Here is an 18,575-nt window from a genome sequence, read left to right on the forward strand (position 1 = left end):
TACCGTTTTACTCGTGAGTTCCTGACATTCACTCGTTTCTTTGCAAAGTGCCATCATCCAGTCTCGATAAGCTCAAAGGTACAATCTCATCTTTCATGATGAAGCTAAACTCCTCACCGAGTACATCCGGCAATGATTCCATAAAGATCGGGCCATCCGTTTCCAGGTAATTCCGTTTCTTCTCTATTTCACGCAATTCGGCATAGTATATTGATTTAACGAATGGCTTCACTGGATCATGCACTTTATATTGTCCCAAAAACTGCAGCTGGCCCACCAAGCCTCCTGTTTCTTCATAAACTTCCCGTATGGCCGTTTCTTCAATGGATTCCCCTGCTTCCCGTTTACCTCCAGGGAACTCGAATCCCCTTTCTCTGTGTTTGGTCAATACCCACCTGCCCTTATATCGGCTTAGCACAAAAACATGCCAAGGCTCTCCAAAGACAGGATTCTCGGAGAATTCGACCTTATATCCGTTCTTATCAAGAAATCGTTTCATTTTTCCCCTTCTCTCCGTATAAGAAATGGTGCTATGCTCCTTGTTTCATTATATGGGTAAAAAAAATCACTATCCAGCGGGAATCTGCATTACATCAAAAAAACGATGGACCCTCAATATTCGAGGCCATCGTCTGTTGGTTTTGCCTGTAGTATTCCCATGCTTTCTATATGCCGTCTTCCTTCTTCAGTACCCAGGGCGTAAATCATTTCGTAAATTTTTTGAAGGGTGATATCCTGCTTATCATTTTCACGGTCAAAATGATATTGAAGGTATGGGACATGTGCCCGGTAAAAATTTTCTTCCCCTATTGAATAATTGTAATCAAATAATTCACGTAATTTGATGATTTCATTATCTGTCGCCTCGATTTCGAAGTTCCATGGAGAACTTTCCCTATCTTGTGTTATCTGGCCATTCGGAAGCCAAATGTAATATTTTTTCCTGTCTTCAGACACATTCATCCACCCTTTCCATATATCCTACGCTTATTTTTCACGTATTTCCCCACTTCATACGATGGAAAATTTTGTTTACAGAAGAACAAAGATGTTAAATAATAGATTAAAGTATCTTTCAAAGGGTAAAACATATAATAAGCCCAAGCATCCCTTAAGATTTTTATATGCACCCAGAGGTTTTTTTGATAACCTACATATAAAGAGATAACGGATTTCTAATAAATGTGAGGTGAAAGTTTTGAAGTTAATTGAAGAATTATACAATATGTACCGTGATAAGATGACTGGTGATGAAGAAGATATTGATATGCTTACGTTTGCGGTTCTGGAACAGCTTGACCGCAAGGAAATTTTCGAATTGCTTCAAGAGATGGATGATCAGGAACTAACCAATTTAATGGGCCTTTACATTATTGAAACGTTAAAAGGGAAGTTTGCTCAAAATAGTTTGAGCGACACGAAACCTACACATTTTCCGCCTAGGAATATTCATTAAATACATACCATGTCAGGTGTCCCTCTTTTGATGGATGCCTTTTTTATAGGTTTAACCGAAAAAAAAGCCCTACCGAAGCAGGGCTTTTCCTAAATCTTAATGTCCTAAATACGCACGCAGCATCCAAGCATGTTTGTTTAAGCTTTTCTTCATGCCTGTCAGCATATCGGCCGTAACCGGATCTTCTTGTTCGGCAACTTCGATGATTTCCAGGAACTCTTCGGAAAGCTTTTCAAAATCACTTATGACGCTTTGGACCATATCTTCTGTATTTTCATTACCTGTCGCTTCTTCGATCGTCGTTAATTCCATGTACTCTTTAAGGGTAGCAACCGGCTTTTCACCAATGGCCAATAGTCTTTCAGCCAATTCGTCATAGTTGGATGTCACTTCTTTATATAACTCTTCCAATTTTTGGTGAAGTTCAAAGAAGTGCGGTCCATTCACGAACCAATGGTAATTATGAATTTTTGTATAAAGAACACTGAAGTTTGCTATTTCCTTATTCACTAAAGTTCCTAATTTTTTCTGGGCCATAAATATCTACCTCCGTAAGTTGGTTATACCTTTATAATTCCCTCTATTCGAAAATTGAAACATTATCTGACTCGGTTCTTATGCTAAAATGAATCTAAATTGTGAACGTTAGGAGCTGTAAAGTATGATTACGGTTTTAGTTATCTCCATTATTGTGATTCTGATTGTATTGGCACTATCGGTCTTAACCATCGGAAAAGGTTACAGCTACAAGCATACAGTCGATCCGGTCAAACCTTTGCCAGAGGATGAGGGAAAAAAAGAAGAACCCGAAAAATGAAAAAAGTTCCTGTCACAAATGGACAGGAACTTTTTTATTAACCGAAAACTTTATGAAGATCTTCTTTATCTTGTGCAAGCCAGAAATTCATTAATTTCTTAGCTCCTTCAAGATCATGCAATTTTGCTTGGCCGCATTGTTTTTCGTTTGCAGCAGGAATTTCGGTAATTGTAACAGCATCCTTGAATGTATCTTCAAGAACATCGATGATTTCCGTCACAGTCGGCTCGCCGCTGACCACAAGGTAATATCCTGTTTGACATCCCATTGGCGAAATGTCGATAATATCAAAGTGATCGAAGCGCTCGGAATGCTTACGGATATTGAATGCAAGCAAATGTTCCAGGGTATGGATCGTGTCCGGCTTCATCGCTTGTTTATTCGGCTGGCAAAAACGGATATCAAATTTATTAACAACACCGTCTGTTCCTACCTTATGGACACCGCAATGTCTAACATATGGGGCTTTAACAGCGTTATGATCTAATTCAAAGCTTTCAACTGAAGGCATTTAATTCACTCCTTAATTGTATGTCATCTCTATTTTACCTTGAATAACAATATATTTCATCCTTTAAAATTAATTCTCATTATATCAATCGGATTGCCAATAGGCTCATTCCTTTTTTACCCTTTTGGGAAATTTAGAAAATATGCTATAATTGAGGGTAGTCAATTTACTCGAAAAGAGCTGAAAGCATCGTGCTGAAAAAAATAGTAATGGGAGTCATCCGTTTTTACCAAGTTGCCATTTCTCCATTAAAACCGCCCACCTGCCGTTTTTATCCAACTTGTTCCCATTATGGTTTGGAAGCGGTCAATCGTTTCGGACCTATAAAAGGAAGCTGGTTAGCACTCATCCGGATTCTTAAATGTCATCCGTTTCATCCAGGGGGCATTGACCTTGTTCCCGAAAAAAAAGAAAAAAGTAAGGACCAATAAAAAAAAACCTTGCTTTCCTTTGCAATCTTTTGTATCATACAGAAGTCAAATCGTAATCATTTCGTTTTTACCATATAAAATTCAAATCGTAATCAATACGAATTATAAAGGAGCATATCATATGAAAATTCGAGCATGGCTCTCCCTTTTCCTTGTTACTGCGGTATTTCTGTCAGCCTGCGGCAACTCAAAGGGAGAATCGAGTAAAGAAGAAACCAAGGATGCCTTGGATATATATACGACAGTTTACCCTTTACAATACTTCACTGAGGCCATTGGCGGGGAGTACGTGAATGTCGAGACGGTTTATCCTCCAGGAACGGATGAACACTCATTCGAACCCTCTCAAAAAGATATTGTGAAAATGGCTGAATCAGACCTGTTTTTCTATATTGGCTATAATCTTGAAGGCTTTGTAACCAAGGCTGAACCAATTCTAAGCAAAGAAGGCGTCAGCACAATTGCGGTGGGTGAAACGGTTCATCTTGATGAAGAGGAGCATGAGCATGAAGACGAACATGCAAATGAAGAAGACGGTCATGACCATGGGGGCGTTAATCCGCATTTGTGGTTAGATCCCATCTATTCCATTGACATGGCTAAAACCATCAAGGATGAATTAACGAAAAAAATGCCGGAACAGGAAGAATATTTCAACAGCCATTTCAATGAGCTTTCCGAAAAGCTTGAGGCACTAGATGAAAAATTCGCGACGACGATCGAGTCGGGCCGTACCAATAAGATCATCGTTTCCCATTCTGCATATGGTTATTGGGAGGAACGCTACGGATTGGAACAAATTGGCGTCACAGGACTAACGTCTTCAAACGAACCTTCTCAAAAGGAACTGGGGAAAATCGTAACCATGGCTGAAAAAGAAGACTTGAACTATGTCATCTTTGAGCAGAATATCAGTTCTAAACTTACCGAAATCATCCAAAAGGAAATGGGAGCGAAATCACTTGAGCTCCATAACCTTTCCGTGTTGACGGAAAAAGATATCGAAGCTGGCGAAGATTACTTCAGTTTAATGGAAAAAAACGTCAAGACACTGCAAACTGCCTTGCAATAGACGAGAAAGAAGCGACTCCCTTTGGATTCGCTTCTTTTTTGTACTCGGTACTCTAAAGAGTTCTTGGAGTTTCGGTTCCTAACAAATATAAAGAAGAAGGGAACCCCTTTCAATGGGATTCCCTTACTTTAGTTATTCCTTTAAATACTTCTCACGGATCTTTTCCATTTTCGTCATCAATTCAGTTCCAATCGTGGATTCGAATTCCGGATAGATGACGGTCATCTCATCCATCCATTCTTTCTTTTCTTCATCTGACAGTTTATAGATGTCGATATTCGATTTTTGCTGGATTTCCCTTAGCTGTTCCTGATTCAATTCATTTGATTTGATCCATAGCCATTTCGTTGTATCATCCATCGCCCGTTGGATTTGCTGCTGAATATCCAACGGGAGTTTGTTCCAAAACTGCTCGTTTATCATGACTACATACCCTAAATAGCCATGATCACTGATCGTTAAATACTTTTGCACTTCATATAATTTCTTGGAATAGATATTCGAAATCGTATTTTCCTGGCTGTCCGTTTCGTTGATTTCAAGGCTTTTGAACGTTTCATTAAACTCCAGGACAGAAGTTGTCGCTCCAAAATGCTTGAATTGGCTTTCCAGGACTGCACTTGGCATGATTCTGAAATGCTTTCCTGCAAAATCACTTGGATGCCGTATCGGCTTACTGCTTGTAATCTGTTTATAGTTATTCGACCAAAATGCGAGTCCTTCGATATCGATGATATTCAGCTGCTTGAGCAGCTCTTCCCCCACTTCCCCATTCAACGCTTCCTGCAAGGCCTCATCCGTTGGAAAGACGTAAGGGAGGTCCAATAGCATCCATTTCTTTGATATGCTCGTGATTTTAGATGCAGTCGGTGCAATCATCTGCACCTTGTTTTCTTGTAATGCCTCAATCTCTTCCTGATCACTATATAATGACTGATTAGGATAAACTTCTATTTTGACACGATGGTCTGTATATTCATCGACAAGTTGGGCAAATCGGTTTGCAGCTAGCCCTTTAGGTGTATTTTCGGCAACGACATGACTGAACTTAATCACGATTTGATCCTTCATCCCGACCTGCTCCTTATCCTTCGGCAAATTGAAACCGAAGCTTGTAAAGAACGATTGAAACGATATATACACGGCTATCAACAGCCCCAAGCCAATTAACAAGAAATACCCCCATAATGCACGCATACCGACAACTCCTCACCGCTCACTTCACATTATCACTATTCTATCACAGCTTATTGCTGTCGTAATACACTGCGCGAAAAATAGCGAAAAGTGATAGAAATTCTGTTACTATTAAATATAGAAGTAATGGAGGAAAACCAATGGATAAACCCTTTCATATGCCCATTCAAATTAAAATCACCCTGCTATCATTCGTAATCGTCGCTTTTTCGATACTTATAGGCGGGATTTTTATATTCGGAAATATCGTTTCGGTCAGGGAAGATGAAATCGGCAAACGATCCATGATCACAGCCCATACCATTGCCGAACTCCCTGAAGTACAGAAATTGGTCCGTGAGCCTGAAGGATGGACGCAGCTTAACCCGATTATTGAAAACTTAAGAAAAATCCATCAAGCGGATTATATAGTTGTACTTAACAATCAGCACATACGCTATTCCCACCCGGTGTTCAGTCAATTGGGGACCCCATCTGGCAGCAGTGATGAAAGCGCTGCGTTCGCTGAACACGAATACCTTTCAAAGGCTGCTGGCGAACTTGGCATTTCCGTCCGCGCCTTTGTCCCGATCCTTGATGGAGATAGAGAGCAAATCGGCGTCGTGCTGGTCGGGAATATCCTGCCTACGATACCGGAATTAATCAAGGACCTGAAAGGCGAAATCGCGATTATCCTGGTCCTTACCCTTCTATTCGGTGTTTGCGGCTCTTGGCTCATGGCAAAAAGGATAAAAAAAGAAACCTTCCAACTGGAACCCCATGAAATTTCACGGATGTTGGTTGAAAGGACAGCCGCTTTCAATGCCATGCATGAAGGGGTCATCGCCATAGATAATAATCAGGCCATCACGATTTTCAATGAAAAGGCTAAGCAGATATTCAAGATCGAAGGTGCGGTCATAGGCAAGAATATCAATGATATCATACACGATACCCGTCTCCCGGAAGTGCTCGATCGGACATCTCCCATCTTCAATCAGGAAATCTCCGTTCAAAACAGGAATATTGTAAGCAACCGGGTACCGATAAAGATTGCGGATAAAACGATCGGTGCCGTGGCCATTTTCCAGGATCGCACCGATGTGACGAAGCTGGCTGAAGAGTTGACTAGTGTCAAAGCATTCGTTGAAGCCCTGCGCGTTCAAAACCATGAACATATGAACAAACTTCATACGATAGCAGGATTGATCCAGCTAGGTAATCTTGACGAAGCGCTGCATTACATTTTTCAGATCACGGAAGAACAAGAGGAATTGACCAGGTTTTTAACGAAGCACATTCACGATGATAATTTAGTGGGGCTGATATTAAGTAAGATCTCCTTGGGACGGGAACTCGGGATCGAGCTCATCATGGACAAACACACAAAATTGGACCGCTTCCCCGCTGGTTTGGATCATCACGATTTTGTTTTGATAATCGGAAACCTGATCGAAAACTCATTCGCAGCGCTAAAGTATTGTTCAGAGGAAACAAAGCAGGTTTATCTATCCATCTACCAGGATGAACGTCATTGTCAAATCGTGCTTGAGGATAATGGACCCGGCATTCCCGAGGACATTCATAAAGATATTTTCGAATATGGTTTTACAACAAAAGGTGCGGAAGGATCAGGAATTGGTCTTTATCTAATAGACCAAATTGTAAAAAAAGCGAACGGCGAAATGAAATTCACGACACGCCCTAATGAGGGAACAAGCTTTTTTCTTTCTTTTCCGATGCATGATATAGAGGAGAACCAAAATGACTAACGAAATTCGTGTACTATTAATTGAAGATGACCCAATGGTCCAAGAGGTCAACAAACAGTTCATCGAGCGCCTGCCTGCCTTTAAAATCGTTGATACAGCTTCAAATGGGCTTGAAGGTCTGGAAAAAATCAGGCAGTCTAAACCCGACCTTGTCATTTTGGACATCTTCATGCCATCTTTAAACGGGGTTGATACACTTTATCAAATTAGAAAAGAGCAAATTGATGTGGATGTCATCATCATTTCAGCGGCAAATGATCAGAAAACGATTCGAAAAATGATACAGAACGGGGCTTTTGACTATTTAATCAAGCCATTTAAATTCGATAGGCTAAAACATACGCTGGAACAATATTATGCTTTTCGGATGGAGGTTGAACCTGATCATCAAATTTCCCAAAATCAGCTCGACCGAATCCTCTTTCAAAATAAGACACATTCTGAAGCGCGTCCGAAATATGATGTTCCGAAAGGATTGAATGGCGCGACTCTTGAGCAAGTGACGAAGTTCATAAAGACCCAGCCTGGGTCACTATCGGCAGAAGAAGTGGCTGATGGAATTGGAATCGCCAGAGTTACAGCTAGGCGCTATCTTGAATACTTGCATGGCGAAGAAGTCCTTCAGCTTGACGTTCAATATGGCAGCATAGGCCGTCCAGTCAATAGGTACCGGCTAAAAAAACCTTAAACGCATGGGGACCGGCTTGAAACGGTTCCCTTTTTACTATCATTCTTTATGCACCTGTCTTCCGGTCATATAGGCCCCACTTTCGCTTCAAAAGAAACAGCTCGCACTCCTTCAAAGCCGTCACTTCTTTTATGACATAGTCAGGCATGCCCCTTCTTAGTAGAATTTCCGCAATAAGGTACGGTTTTTTCATACACTCTCCCCTCCTTTTCCCTTTGGTTGCCCTTCTTTTCATTCATTATACAAAATAATCCAATAAAGGAAAAATAGACAAAGCCCCATTTTCCGAAAAAATTATGGTCTATCGGGCCATTTAAATGATTTTTCTAAAAAATCTGCAGACAAATTAAAAATGTTGAGGTTGATTTCAGTCAGCCGTACCCTTTCCTCCGACTGTTAGTATCCTATTAAAATCATGTTCCAAAAGGGTGGGGTTTCCATCCAATAAAGTACGAATTGGGTAAGTTGCATAGATCGTGGGAGTACAAGGAGATATGATCAATATTTGATCAAAAGAGGTGGGCCGTGCACCTCCTTTGATGTTTCATTTGAACAGTTTACTATATGTAGTCAATTCCTTTAGCCGCTTTTCATTGATGGCAAAACCGATTCCAGCTTTATCGGGAACTTGGATCATGCCATTTTCGACGATGACTTCAGGATCGATTATATCTCCATCCCAATAGCGGGATGAAGATGATATATCCCCGGGAATCGTGAACCCTTTTAATGAGGCAAGTGCAATATTATGTGCACGTGAAATGCCAAATTCAATCATACCGCCGCACCAAACGGGAACATCATTTCCCAGGCATAGATCATGGATTCTTACAGCTTCCATCCAGCCGCCGACTTTAGCCATCTTAATGTTGATGACCCCACAGCTCTGGAGCGACAGTGCACTTTTTGCATCATGAAATGAGTTTATGCTTTCATCAAGGCAAATGGGTGTCTGCAGCTGTTTCTGCAAAAATGAATGTTCCACAATGTCGTCATGCCCCAGCGGCTGCTCAATCATCATCAGCTTAAAGTCATCAAGCTTCTGCAGATGCGGGATGTCATCAAGAGTGTACGCTGAATTGGCATCTGCCATTAGCGGGATATCGGGATAGGCCCGACGGATTTCCGCTAAAAACTCCAGATCATTTTGAGGATTTATTTTTATTTTATATCGCTGATAACCGGAATCGGAAAAATCCTCGATCTGGCGCATCGCATCTTCTATATCATTCGATGCAATGACTACGCCAGCGGCCACTTCCCTTCGTTCGCCGCCAAACAGCCATCCGAGGTAGACTCCTTTCTGCTTCGCATACAAATCGAGGATTGCCTGCTCTAAAGCCGACTTCGCCATTGCATTCCGCCTGATTCCGCTCCATAAGTTCGGCAGCTCATCAGGATGCCTGATCTGACTGGCCAATGTCAGCGGGATTAAGAAGTCTTCCAACATATGAAAACATGTTTTGATCGTTTCCTCGGTATACCAAGGACTTGTAAAAGGCACGGCTTCCCCGTATCCAATCAATCCGTCTTCATCCATGGCTTCGACTATTATCACTTCCCGGTCGCTTACCGTTTCAAGATGCGTCTTGAATGGCCGCTTTAAAGGGGCCTTAATGAGCTTGAGGGAAATGGAGGATAACTTCATTGCCATTCCCCCATCTCCTTCTTCAGTTCCCGTCTCAGAAGCTTGCTTGCTCCATTCCGGGGAAGCTCCTTACAAAATATCACGTTCCGGGGAATCTTATAGGATGCCAAATACTCCTTGCAATATTCGAGCAGTTCGCTCTCACCTAGCTCTGCACCTTGATGCAGGACAACAAAAGCAAGCGGGACCTGTCCCCATTTTTCATCTTCTGTCCCCGTCACTCCCGCTTCGAACACATCGGGGTGCGCACTAAGGACATTTTCAATCTCGGCCGGGTAGACATTTTCACCGCCGGAAATGATTAAATCCGAGCGTCGGTCAAGCACATATAAAAAACCTTCCTCATCGAGATAACCAAGGTCCCCAGTATAAAGCCATCCATCGATAATGGCCTGCTGTGTAGCATCCATCCGATTAAAATAGCCTTTCGTCACATTCGGACCCGATACCACGATTTCCCCCACTGCACCCGGTTCACACATCGTGCCGTCTTTCTCAATCCGTAACTGCGAAGGAAACAAAGGCTTTCCCGCAGAGCCGATTTTTGTCATGCTATATTCCGGTGCCAGCGTCACAATCTGTGAAGACGTTTCGGTCATCCCATATGTTTGATAGACGGGAATCCCTTTCTCCTTACATACCTCAAGCAAATGGACGGGTGCAGGGCCGCCGCCCAACAGGAAACAGCGGAAGGTTTTTGGATAGCTTGTTCCCTTCATATCCTGCACCATCCTATTCAGCATCGCCGTCACGACCGAAATGATCGTCACGCCATTTTCCTGGATGCTCCGGTTTGCTTCCCGTTCATCAAAACGTTCCGCCAAAACGACTTTCATGCCATAAATCACATTTTTCATCAAGATGGATAAACCGCTAATATGAAAGATCGGAACCGCACAATACCAAGAATCTTCTTCATGCAATCCAAGGTTCAAAACAGACCCTACGGCACTCCACCAATGGTTGCCGAATGTTTGGATCACCCCTTTTGGATTTCCTGTCGTGCCAGATGTATACATGATCGTAGCGGTATCCTCAAGGTAAAACTCTTGAAGTATCACTGCTGTGCCTTCATCCGGCAATTCTTCCATTAAGTGAAGCTTCAAATCCGGGAGAATCTCACCAATATCAGCGAGTTTGCCGGAGAAGGACCCTTCCGAAACCAGATAGGCAGTTTTGCTGTCCTCGATCTGCCAGGACAGCTCTTTTGCCGTTAGCTTATTATTCAGCATCACAATCTTCACACCCAGATGAAATAGTGCATGGATAACGACAACACCATCAATATGGTTACGGAGCAAAACCGCGCATGAATCGCCAGCGCCCAGACCAATGCTTGAAAGCCTTCCAGCCATCTTCTCCGATAAAGTATACAGTTCAAGAAAGCTATACGTATGACCTTCAAACTCAATTGCCGGGCGATCCGGTGAAAGATGCGCCCGATTTTTAAGCCAGTTCGGCAACTTTTCTTCTGCCATTACTGCTTCCCCTCTTCCTTTTTGATATAGAAAACAGCCCGGCGATTTTCCGCCAAGCTGTCAGTTTCATCGATTCACGCGTTTCATTAAGGGAAACGAGGGAATTGCCCAAAGTCCGGAGTACGTTTTTCTTTGAATGCATCGCGGCCTTCTTTTGCTTCTTCTGTTGTATAGTATAAAAGTGTAGCGTCACCAGCCAATTGCTGAAGACCTGCAAGGCCATCCGTATCAGCGTTCATTGCCGCTTTCAGGAAACGAAGTGCAGTCGGGCTCTTCTCAAGCATTTCTTCACACCATTTAACCGTTTCCGCTTCTAATTGGTCTAAAGGCACGACCGTGTTGACCAATCCCATATCCAATGCTTCCTGTGCATTGTATTGACGGCATAGGTACCAGATTTCACGCGCCTTTTTATGACCCACGATACGTGCAAGGTAGCCAGAACCATAACCAGCATCAAAGCTTCCTACATTCGGTCCAGTTTGTCCGAAAATTGCATTGTCAGCAGCAATCGTCAAGTCACATACCACGTTCAAGACATTACCTCCGCCAATTGCATATCCTGCCACCATGGCTACGACTGGTTTTGGAATGACGCGGATCAAACGTTGCAAATCAAGAACATTTAGACGCGGAATGTTATCTTCACCCACATATCCGCCATTTCCGCGGACTTTTTGGTCTCCGCCTGAACAGAATGCTTTGCCGCCTACACCTGTTAAAATAATGACACCAATGCTGGAATCATCACGCGCCCTTGCAAATGCATCAATCATTTCAGCAGTCGTTTTTGGCGTGAATGCATTATGTACATGCGGTCGATTGATGGACACTTTCGCAATCCCGTTATATTTTTCATACAAAATCTCATCATATTCACGTATTGTTTCCCATTGAATCGTCACATTAATTCCTCCTTTTATTTCGCTTTAAAAACTCACTTATTATTTTACCAAACTTTTCTCCAACTTCCACATGAATCGCATGTCCCGCATCATTTATTATTTTCCATTCGGCGCGCTTCAGCTCTTTTTTCATCGAGTCCGCTATTCGACAAAACTTATGGTCAAGTTCACCGGTTACAAGGAGCACCGGGAAATCAAGGGTTTGCAGTTGTTCCCAGTAAGAAGCCTGACTGCCGGTCCCCATGCCAAGAAGGCTATTGGAAAGGCCAGCAGGGTCATTTGCCAGCCGCTGCTCCCGAATGGCTGACCTGGTTTTGGCCGACAACCGTTTTTGGCTTTCAAACAGCGGGATGTTTTCCCATTGATCCACAAACGCTTCCATGCCATTTGCAAGAATCCGTTCGGCAAGCCTCCGATCATTTCCCCTTCGGATTTCCCGTTCCTCTTCTGTTAAAAGACCTGGTGAAGCACTCTCCAGTATCAATGTATCAACATATTCAGGATACAAACAGGCAAATCCCAATCCGAGCCTTCCGCCCATCGAGTATCCAAGAATATGGGCTTTCGGGAAATGTAACACATCCAAAATATACTTGATATCCTCAGCCACATTTTCCAGCTCATACCTTCGATAGTCGGCTGGTGATGCAGACATGCCATGTCCGATGATGTCGACCATGATCAGCGTATACCTGTCACTCAGTAGCGGGATGAGAAATTTCCATGTATCCCGATTTCCCGTAAATCCATGCAAAAGTACAAGAGGATCCCCATTTCCCGTTATTTCAACAGCATAATTGACATCCTTGCTGACAATATTCATGATATTTCCCTGTCTAACACCATTTTTATTTCCTGGGAAACAAAGCTCCACAAATTTCGATGCTTTTGTAAATTGGACTCTCTTTCTGTCGGTACTTCGATGATTTTCAGACCTTGAATTTCGAACGACTCTGTAAATACCTTCTCGAACTCATCCCAATTTTGCACCTTGTTGTATTTACCGCCATAAAGCTGGGCAGTATGTGAAAAATCAAGCCCATGAGGCGTGCCGAATAGCGTTTCGAAATGTTCCCTCTCATTCGCCTGCGGCAAGAAGGAAAAAATGCCGCCGCCATCATTATTAACCAGCAAAATCGTGATATTTTGTTTTTGAAGTTTTGCTGCAAGCAAGCCATTCATATCATGGAAAAAGCTTAAATCCCCGATTGCCAGCACTGTATTTTTCGATACCGTGCTCACGCCAAGTGCAGTGGAAACGACACCATCGATGCCATTCGCCCCACGATTGGCAATGGTTTGGATTCCCTTTCCATTATTCAAAAAGAAAGTATCCAAATCACGTATAGGCATACTATTCCCGACAAATAACGTCGACTCCAATGGCATCATATCAGCAAGCAAAGCGAACAGCTTGCCTTCGCTTAACTCCGCTTCATCCCTGACGGAGGCTAAGGCATCCTTCGTCGCACCGTTGACGGTTTGCCATAAGCGAAGCCATTCATCATCAGGGGAAGAAGTAATGCTTTGAGCTATTCGCAGACAAAAATCTTTCTCTTCGCTGTAAATCATATTCGTTGCCAAACCGGCTGGTTCTCGCCAGCCTGCTCCGCCATCGACGACCAAAGTAATCGCCTGTTTTTGTTTTTTCATGAATAACAATAACGGTTTAGATACAGGCATTGCCCCGAATCGCAAGATCACCTCCGGCCTGAACGCCGCTTTTGCCGTTTCATCGCGCAGAAACGTATCGTACGTATCAATGATGACGGCTTTATCATGACTTCCGCTCCTTAACTGTGAAAGGGGATCAGCCAGTACCGGAAAAGCAAGCTTTTTCGCTAATGCGACAATGGCTTCCTTCATCTCTGGATGCGGTAATTCACCACATACAATGATACCTTGCTTAGCTTTTGACAATGTAGTTGCAACCGCTTCTATTTGTGATGCGGACAATGACCGTTCTCCACTGTCAATCAACACTGCAGGCTTCCTTTTATTTTGCCGGTACTCTTTTGCTTGATCCAGGTCCGGAATCAATGGTTCTCGAAGCGGGAAATTCAAATGTACAGGCCCAGCCGGTTCAGCGGCCGCAGTAGCCACTGCCCTTGCACCGACCGTTCTGGCATACCGCATCATCCCTTCAGTGCTTTCAGGAAGAGCCATTTCGACAAACCATTTTACATGTCTCCCGTAAAGGTGTATTTGATCGATCGCCTGCGGGGCTCCGACATCTCGCAATTCATGCGGACGGTCAGCGGTAAGTACAATAAGCGGCACTCTTGAATAGAAAGCCTCGATGACGGCTGGGTAATAGTTTGCAGCGGCTGTACCGGACGTACAAAGAAGTCCGACAGGTTCTTTTAAGGCCTTAGCCAAACCAAGGGCAAAAAAAGCAGCCGAACGCTCATCCACATTAATATGAATTTCGATATCAGGATGTTCCACTAGCAGCAAAGCCAGTGGCGTGGATCGTGAACCTGGGCTCACCACCACATGCTTCACCTCATTTTGTGCAAGCTCATCGACGAATGAAGCAGCATACGCTGTCAATGCATCTCGGTCATTCATTAAGATTTCCTCCTAAAGCACTTAACATCGGATTGAATTTAATCCCCGTTTCCCGGAATTCACTTTCGGGTGTCGAATCTTCCACTACTCCGCATCCGGCAAAGAGCGATGCCTCATTGTTCTGTATCAGGGCAGAACGTATCCCTACAGCGAATTCCCCGTTCCCATACGTATCCACCCAGCCTAAAGGACCCGCATAAAATCCGCGTTCCAGACCTTCCAATTCCCGAATTCGGACAACAGCCTTTTCTTTTGGAAGTCCTCCCATGGCAGGGGTGGGATGGAGGTTCTCGACAAATTCAAAAATCGTGACACCTTTCTTGGATATACCGCGAACCGGTGTGTACAAATGCTGGATATGTCGGTTTTTCATAAGTGTCGGTCCGGCTGGGACCATCACCTTTTCGCATACAGAATCAAAAGCATTGGATATCATCGACACGACATATTGATGCTCTTGTAAATTCTTTTGGTCATGAAGCAATTCTTCACCAAGACAAACATCTTCTTGCTCATCTTTCCCTCGCCGCATCGATCCGGCAAGGCAGGTAGAAAAAACTTCATTTCCCTGTTTCTTAATCAAACGTTCGGGAGTGGCACCGACAAAACAGTCACCACCAGCCTCCAAACTGAAAATATAACTCAATGGCTGCTCAGCAATCAATTGTTCAAGCACTTTCCCCGAATCGATGGAACGTTCAAAACCAAGTCGAAGCTCCCTTGCCAAAACAATCTTGTCGAGATCTGTCGTCTTGATTTCCTGAACAGCCTCTGCGACCGTCCGCTTCCATTCCTCAGGTTCGACTTCCCTCTGCATAACAAGGGAATTTGCACCCAATCCATTGCCATCCAAGCTTTCGAAGAGGAAAGCTTCCCGTTCATTTATCATATCTATGAAGAGTTTTTCTGAATCATCAGGCGAACAAAGTAAGTTTGTCGTTAAGTAAGCTTGTTTCCCCACTATTGACAGCATGAAGGCAGGTATATAAAACAGGTTGTCCCCGAACTGATTCCAAAGGAGCGTACTGTCAGTTTCATAATCAAAAGAAAAGCCCCCAAACAGTAAAGGACCTGTCGCTTCTACATCGGTCACTCCTGTTTTGACAGCATCATTCTGCAGTTTGATCCAGCTCTTTTCGACTTCTCTATAACGTTCGGCATTCGATGCCGCTTTGAGTTTCTTAACATTGCCTAAACCGGTGATGGTTATTTCCTTTGCAGGGTCCTCCCAGAAAAAGCGTTCACCTGCATACCGTTCTCTTCCAGCTTGATAAAATGAAAGGGGGCTGTTGCATTTAATCTTCTTAATATGACTGAATAGAACTTGATCATTCAAGTCCTTCGCCTTTTGTATAGCTGAAGCCAGTCCCTGAAACTGTTCAGTTTCCTCTGAGATAGCCAAAAAAATCCCCCCAAATGTACATTTTAAAAGCTATTTAACCTATTTAAAGATACACCTCCCTTGAACCTCATGTCAATAAAACGCCCCTTTACCGAACGATTCTTCCCTGCTTTTTTCCTTATTATATGAATCTTAGCGAATGTAGAGAAATACCCTTGATTTTGGAAATGAATCACCCATGAATTTCAATTACACCCATACCACTTTTCCTGCATTTATTAGGATAACCTTTTGTGCAACATTTCAATATTTGTTATAATTTCGAGAGAACCAATAATGATTTTGAGGAGAGAAATAATGCAAACAGAATACGACGGACTTCCCCTTAAACGGACCTGGAAGATTTGGTGGGAGTTAATTCGTCCACATACACTAACCGCAGCTTTTGTCCCAGTCTTACTTGGAACTGTGATTGCACTTTTGGAAGATGGAGTGAATTGGTTACTATTCGCTGCCATGATGGTTGCAAGTATCCTGATTCAAGCTGCAACCAATTTATTCAATGAATACTATGATTTCAAGAGAGGCCTGGATACGGAGGAATCCGTAGGCATCGGAGGCGGGATCGTCCGTCATGGGATGACCCCCAGACTAATCATGAACTTGGCCCTTGGCATGTATGCCATCGCCTTGATCATTGGAATCTATATCTGTGCCGCATCGTCTTGGTGGCTAGCTGCAGTAGGCCTCATTTGCATGCTTGTCGGCTATCTTTATACAGGCGGTCCCCTGCCCATTTCATATACACCGTTCGGGGAACTTTTTTCTGGATTGTTCATGGGCTTTTTGATAATCCTGATCGCCTTTTTCATTCAAACCGGTGATGTTTCTTCAACAGCCATTTTAATTGCCATTCCAAGTGGGATACTGGTAGGGCTGATCAACTTATCCAATAACCTCCGGGATCATGATGGGGATAAGGCACATGGCCGCAAAACGATGCCAGTCGTGATGGGCAGGAAAAACGCCCTGACATTCATGGCAATCATGTTCGCTTTCTCTTATCTATGGCTTGTTGGGCTCGTTCTTACCGGAAGCGTTACGGCTTGGATCCTCCTTGCCTTCCTTAGCATACCGAAGGCAATGGCCGCAATAAAAGGCTTCGTAGGTAAAACACAGCCGATCACGATGGTGCCGGCAATGAAAGCCACTGCCCAAACGAACACCTTCTTTGGTTTACTCATGGCCATTGGATTATTCATCAGCTATCTTATATAGTCTCCGGGGACTGAGCCCATCCGCTCAGTCCTTTTTTCTATCTTCCGTTCCATATTGTTTTCCTATACTCCGATTCGGGTAATAGATAATACAACCACCTTACCAATATAAAAAGAGATTTGGACTTTAGTTTAGAAGGAGTGAATTGGATATGGCAACGAAACAACAAACGCAAAAATTAAAAAAAGAACTGCTTCAGGAAAAAAATGAGCTATGTAATAGAATTCAAAATGATGAACAATCCGTTCTGGATAAAAGCCAGACGGAATCCGTAGGTGAATTATCATCCTATGATAATCATCCTGCAGACCTAGGGACCGAATTATTCGAGATGGAACGGAATCAAGCACTCGATGAGCATGCACAATCCGAAATGGAGAAAATAGAAGAAGCTTTGAAAGCCATGGAAGAAGGATCGTATGGCCATTGTAAAACCTGCAATAAGGAAATCCCCATCGAGAGGCTTGAAGCGATCCCAAGCACCCTCTACTGTGTCGAGCATGCCCCAGAACGAACGCTTTCACAAGACAGGCCAGTGGAAGAGGATATACTGATTCCATCCAAGGGTGATCATTTTGAAAATCGTCATGGAATCGAAATGGCGGCTAAAGAAGATAGCTTTGGTGAAGTGGCCAAATTCGGTACATCAGAAACGCCATCTGATTATACCGGTGATCATGATAATTACAATGATCTTTATAAAAACGAGGATGAAACGGATGGATTTCCTGAAGACTATGAAGGATTTGCCGCAAATGATATCGAAGGAAAAACGAGAGTGGATATACCGAACAAAAAGCAAAAGGAATATGAAGATACCCTGAAAGAAGAAAATATAGAATCCCAACTTGGAGACATTCCCTATAAACAAAAAGATGGTTATATCAAGGAAAATAAATAAAAAAAAGAAGCATACATGAATGTATGCTTCCTTTTTTGTTATGACCCGTACGGGATTCGAACCCGTGTTACCGCCGTGAAAGGGCGGTGTCTTAACCGCTTGACCAACGGGCCAACTGGCGGAGAAGGAGGGATTTGAACCCTCGCGCCGCTCGCGCGACCTACACCCTTAGCAGGGGCGCCTCTTCAGCCTCTTGAGTACTTCCCCATGGCTCCGCAGGTAGGACTCGAACCTACGACCGTTCGGTTAACAGCCGAATGCTCTACCACTGAGCTACTGCGGAACAATATGAATATGGTGGGCCTAAATGGACTCGAACCATCGACCTCACGCTTATCAGGCGTGCGCTCTAACCAGCTGAGCTATAGGCCCATATTTGGAGCGGGTGAAGGGAATCGAACCCTCATCATCAGCTTGGAAGGCTGAGGTTTTACCACTAAACTACACCCGCGAAATGGGGCGACTGATGGGAATCGAACCCACGAATGCCTGAACCACAATCAGGTGCGTTAACCACTTCGCCACAATC

20 protein-coding genes and 5 tRNA genes are annotated in these 18,575 nt (G+C 43.4%); 8 read left to right on the forward strand and 17 right to left on the reverse strand.

All coding sequences use genetic code 11. The features are described from left to right. Positions 1-28 precede the first annotated feature (28 nt). Positions 29-499 carry an RNA deprotection pyrophosphohydrolase gene (gene ytkD, locus AC3WLU_RS14165; protein ID WP_403188566.1) on the reverse strand — a complete coding sequence of 157 codons (471 nt, stop codon included), beginning with the start codon at positions 497-499 and terminating at the stop codon, positions 29-31. 113 nt (positions 500-612) lie between these two features. Beyond that, positions 613-963 (reverse strand): hypothetical protein, encoded by a 351-nt coding sequence (locus AC3WLU_RS14170; protein WP_048686500.1) that lies wholly within the window; start codon positions 961-963, stop codon positions 613-615. A gap of 226 nt (positions 964-1,189) precedes the next feature. Here AC3WLU_RS14170 and AC3WLU_RS14175 point away from each other — a divergent pair, with 226 nt between their 5' ends. Then, positions 1,190-1,456: a DUF6154 family protein gene (locus tag AC3WLU_RS14175; RefSeq protein WP_372464619.1), complete on the forward strand. Its 267-nt coding sequence runs from the start codon at positions 1,190-1,192 to the stop codon at positions 1,454-1,456. A 96-nt stretch (positions 1,457-1,552) separates the two neighbouring features. On the opposite strand, the gene AC3WLU_RS14180 is transcribed toward AC3WLU_RS14175, so the two are convergent. Continuing rightward, positions 1,553-1,993, reverse strand: coding sequence for a Dps family protein (locus AC3WLU_RS14180; protein WP_048686502.1), 441 nt, complete (start codon positions 1,991-1,993; stop codon positions 1,553-1,555). A 124-nt stretch (positions 1,994-2,117) separates the two neighbouring features. Between AC3WLU_RS14180 and ytzI the strand changes: the two genes are divergently transcribed. Beyond that, positions 2,118-2,273: a YtzI protein gene (gene ytzI / locus AC3WLU_RS14185; protein ID WP_034310518.1), complete on the forward strand. Its 156-nt coding sequence runs from the start codon at positions 2,118-2,120 to the stop codon at positions 2,271-2,273. A 37-nt stretch (positions 2,274-2,310) separates the two neighbouring features. Here ytzI and AC3WLU_RS14190 read toward each other — a convergent pair whose 3' ends face one another. Continuing rightward, positions 2,311-2,784, reverse strand: coding sequence for an S-ribosylhomocysteine lyase (locus tag AC3WLU_RS14190; RefSeq protein ID WP_034310515.1), 474 nt, complete (start codon positions 2,782-2,784; stop codon positions 2,311-2,313). Between the two features lie 209 nt (positions 2,785-2,993). Between AC3WLU_RS14190 and yidD the strand changes: the two genes are divergently transcribed. Next, positions 2,994-3,215, forward strand: a complete 222-nt coding sequence (yidD, locus tag AC3WLU_RS14195) for a membrane protein insertion efficiency factor YidD (protein WP_206758824.1) — start codon at positions 2,994-2,996, stop codon at positions 3,213-3,215. Positions 3,216-3,336: 121 nt separating this feature from the next. Further along, entirely contained in the window at positions 3,337-4,287 is a 951-nt protein-coding gene (locus tag AC3WLU_RS14200; RefSeq protein ID WP_145504256.1) for a metal ABC transporter solute-binding protein, Zn/Mn family, read from the forward strand. Between the two features lie 132 nt (positions 4,288-4,419). On the opposite strand, the gene AC3WLU_RS14205 is transcribed toward AC3WLU_RS14200, so the two are convergent. Continuing rightward, positions 4,420-5,484, reverse strand: a complete 1,065-nt coding sequence (locus tag AC3WLU_RS14205; protein ID WP_063574838.1) for a DctP family TRAP transporter solute-binding subunit — start codon at positions 5,482-5,484, stop codon at positions 4,420-4,422. Between the two features lie 140 nt (positions 5,485-5,624). Here AC3WLU_RS14205 and AC3WLU_RS14210 point away from each other — a divergent pair, with 140 nt between their 5' ends. After that, on the forward strand, positions 5,625-7,235 hold the full coding sequence (locus AC3WLU_RS14210) for an ATP-binding protein (protein WP_492597443.1): 1,611 nt from the start codon (positions 5,625-5,627) through the stop codon (positions 7,233-7,235). Then, positions 7,228-7,923, forward strand: a complete 696-nt coding sequence (locus AC3WLU_RS14215) for a response regulator (RefSeq protein ID WP_057279187.1) — start codon at positions 7,228-7,230, stop codon at positions 7,921-7,923. Before AC3WLU_RS14210 ends, AC3WLU_RS14215 begins: the two co-directional genes overlap by 8 nt. Before the next feature lie 46 nt (positions 7,924-7,969). Here the strand turns inward: AC3WLU_RS14215 and AC3WLU_RS14220 are convergent, their stop codons facing one another. The 7 genes from AC3WLU_RS14220 to AC3WLU_RS14250 form a co-directional block, all read right to left on the reverse strand. Beyond that, on the reverse strand, positions 7,970-8,116 hold the full coding sequence (locus tag AC3WLU_RS14220; protein WP_153246142.1) for a hypothetical protein: 147 nt from the start codon (positions 8,114-8,116) through the stop codon (positions 7,970-7,972). A gap of 351 nt (positions 8,117-8,467) precedes the next feature. Continuing rightward, positions 8,468-9,571 carry an o-succinylbenzoate synthase gene (gene menC / locus AC3WLU_RS14225; protein ID WP_492597450.1) on the reverse strand — a complete coding sequence of 368 codons (1,104 nt, stop codon included), beginning with the start codon at positions 9,569-9,571 and terminating at the stop codon, positions 8,468-8,470. Then, positions 9,568-11,049 carry an o-succinylbenzoate--CoA ligase gene (locus AC3WLU_RS14230; RefSeq protein ID WP_492597444.1) on the reverse strand — a complete coding sequence of 494 codons (1,482 nt, stop codon included), beginning with the start codon at positions 11,047-11,049 and terminating at the stop codon, positions 9,568-9,570. Before AC3WLU_RS14230 ends, menC begins: the two co-directional genes overlap by 4 nt. 86 nt (positions 11,050-11,135) lie before the next feature. Further along, the gene (gene menB / locus AC3WLU_RS14235; RefSeq protein ID WP_370029151.1) at positions 11,136-11,948 is read right to left on the reverse strand and encodes a 1,4-dihydroxy-2-naphthoyl-CoA synthase; all 813 of its coding nucleotides are present in this window, start codon (positions 11,946-11,948) and stop codon (positions 11,136-11,138) included. Positions 11,949-11,955: 7 nt separating this feature from the next. Next, complete coding sequence (menH, locus tag AC3WLU_RS14240) at positions 11,956-12,777, reverse strand: 2-succinyl-6-hydroxy-2,4-cyclohexadiene-1-carboxylate synthase (protein ID WP_268565130.1); 822 nt, start codon at positions 12,775-12,777, stop codon at positions 11,956-11,958. After that, complete coding sequence (menD, locus tag AC3WLU_RS14245) at positions 12,774-14,525, reverse strand: 2-succinyl-5-enolpyruvyl-6-hydroxy-3-cyclohexene-1-carboxylic-acid synthase (RefSeq protein ID WP_492597445.1); 1,752 nt, start codon at positions 14,523-14,525, stop codon at positions 12,774-12,776. The genes menH and menD overlap by 4 nt, the downstream gene beginning before the upstream one ends. After that, positions 14,518-15,927: an isochorismate synthase gene (locus AC3WLU_RS14250; protein ID WP_187050207.1), complete on the reverse strand. Its 1,410-nt coding sequence runs from the start codon at positions 15,925-15,927 to the stop codon at positions 14,518-14,520. Before AC3WLU_RS14250 ends, menD begins: the two co-directional genes overlap by 8 nt. 297 nt (positions 15,928-16,224) lie before the next feature. Between AC3WLU_RS14250 and AC3WLU_RS14255 the strand changes: the two genes are divergently transcribed. After that, entirely contained in the window at positions 16,225-17,145 is a 921-nt protein-coding gene (locus AC3WLU_RS14255) for a 1,4-dihydroxy-2-naphthoate polyprenyltransferase (RefSeq protein WP_413004958.1), read from the forward strand. Between the two features lie 151 nt (positions 17,146-17,296). Then, complete coding sequence (locus tag AC3WLU_RS14260; protein WP_098185814.1) at positions 17,297-18,046, forward strand: TraR/DksA C4-type zinc finger protein; 750 nt, start codon at positions 17,297-17,299, stop codon at positions 18,044-18,046. 41 nt (positions 18,047-18,087) lie between these two features. On the opposite strand, the gene AC3WLU_RS14265 is transcribed toward AC3WLU_RS14260, so the two are convergent. From AC3WLU_RS14265 to AC3WLU_RS14285, 5 genes are all read right to left on the reverse strand, one after another. Further along, positions 18,088-18,159: transfer RNA gene (locus AC3WLU_RS14265), tRNA-Glu, on the reverse strand. A gap of 3 nt (positions 18,160-18,162) precedes the next feature. After that, positions 18,163-18,253, reverse strand: a tRNA-Ser gene (locus AC3WLU_RS14270). A gap of 1 nt (position 18,254) precedes the next feature. Further along, positions 18,255-18,329 (reverse strand) — tRNA-Asn (locus tag AC3WLU_RS14275). Between the two features lie 12 nt (positions 18,330-18,341). After that, a tRNA-Ile gene (locus tag AC3WLU_RS14280) sits at positions 18,342-18,418 on the reverse strand. A gap of 5 nt (positions 18,419-18,423) precedes the next feature. Then, positions 18,424-18,497 (reverse strand) — tRNA-Gly (locus AC3WLU_RS14285). Positions 18,498-18,575 lie beyond the last annotated feature (78 nt).

The sequence above is a fragment of the Peribacillus sp. FW305-BF15 genome, from assembly GCF_058783805.1.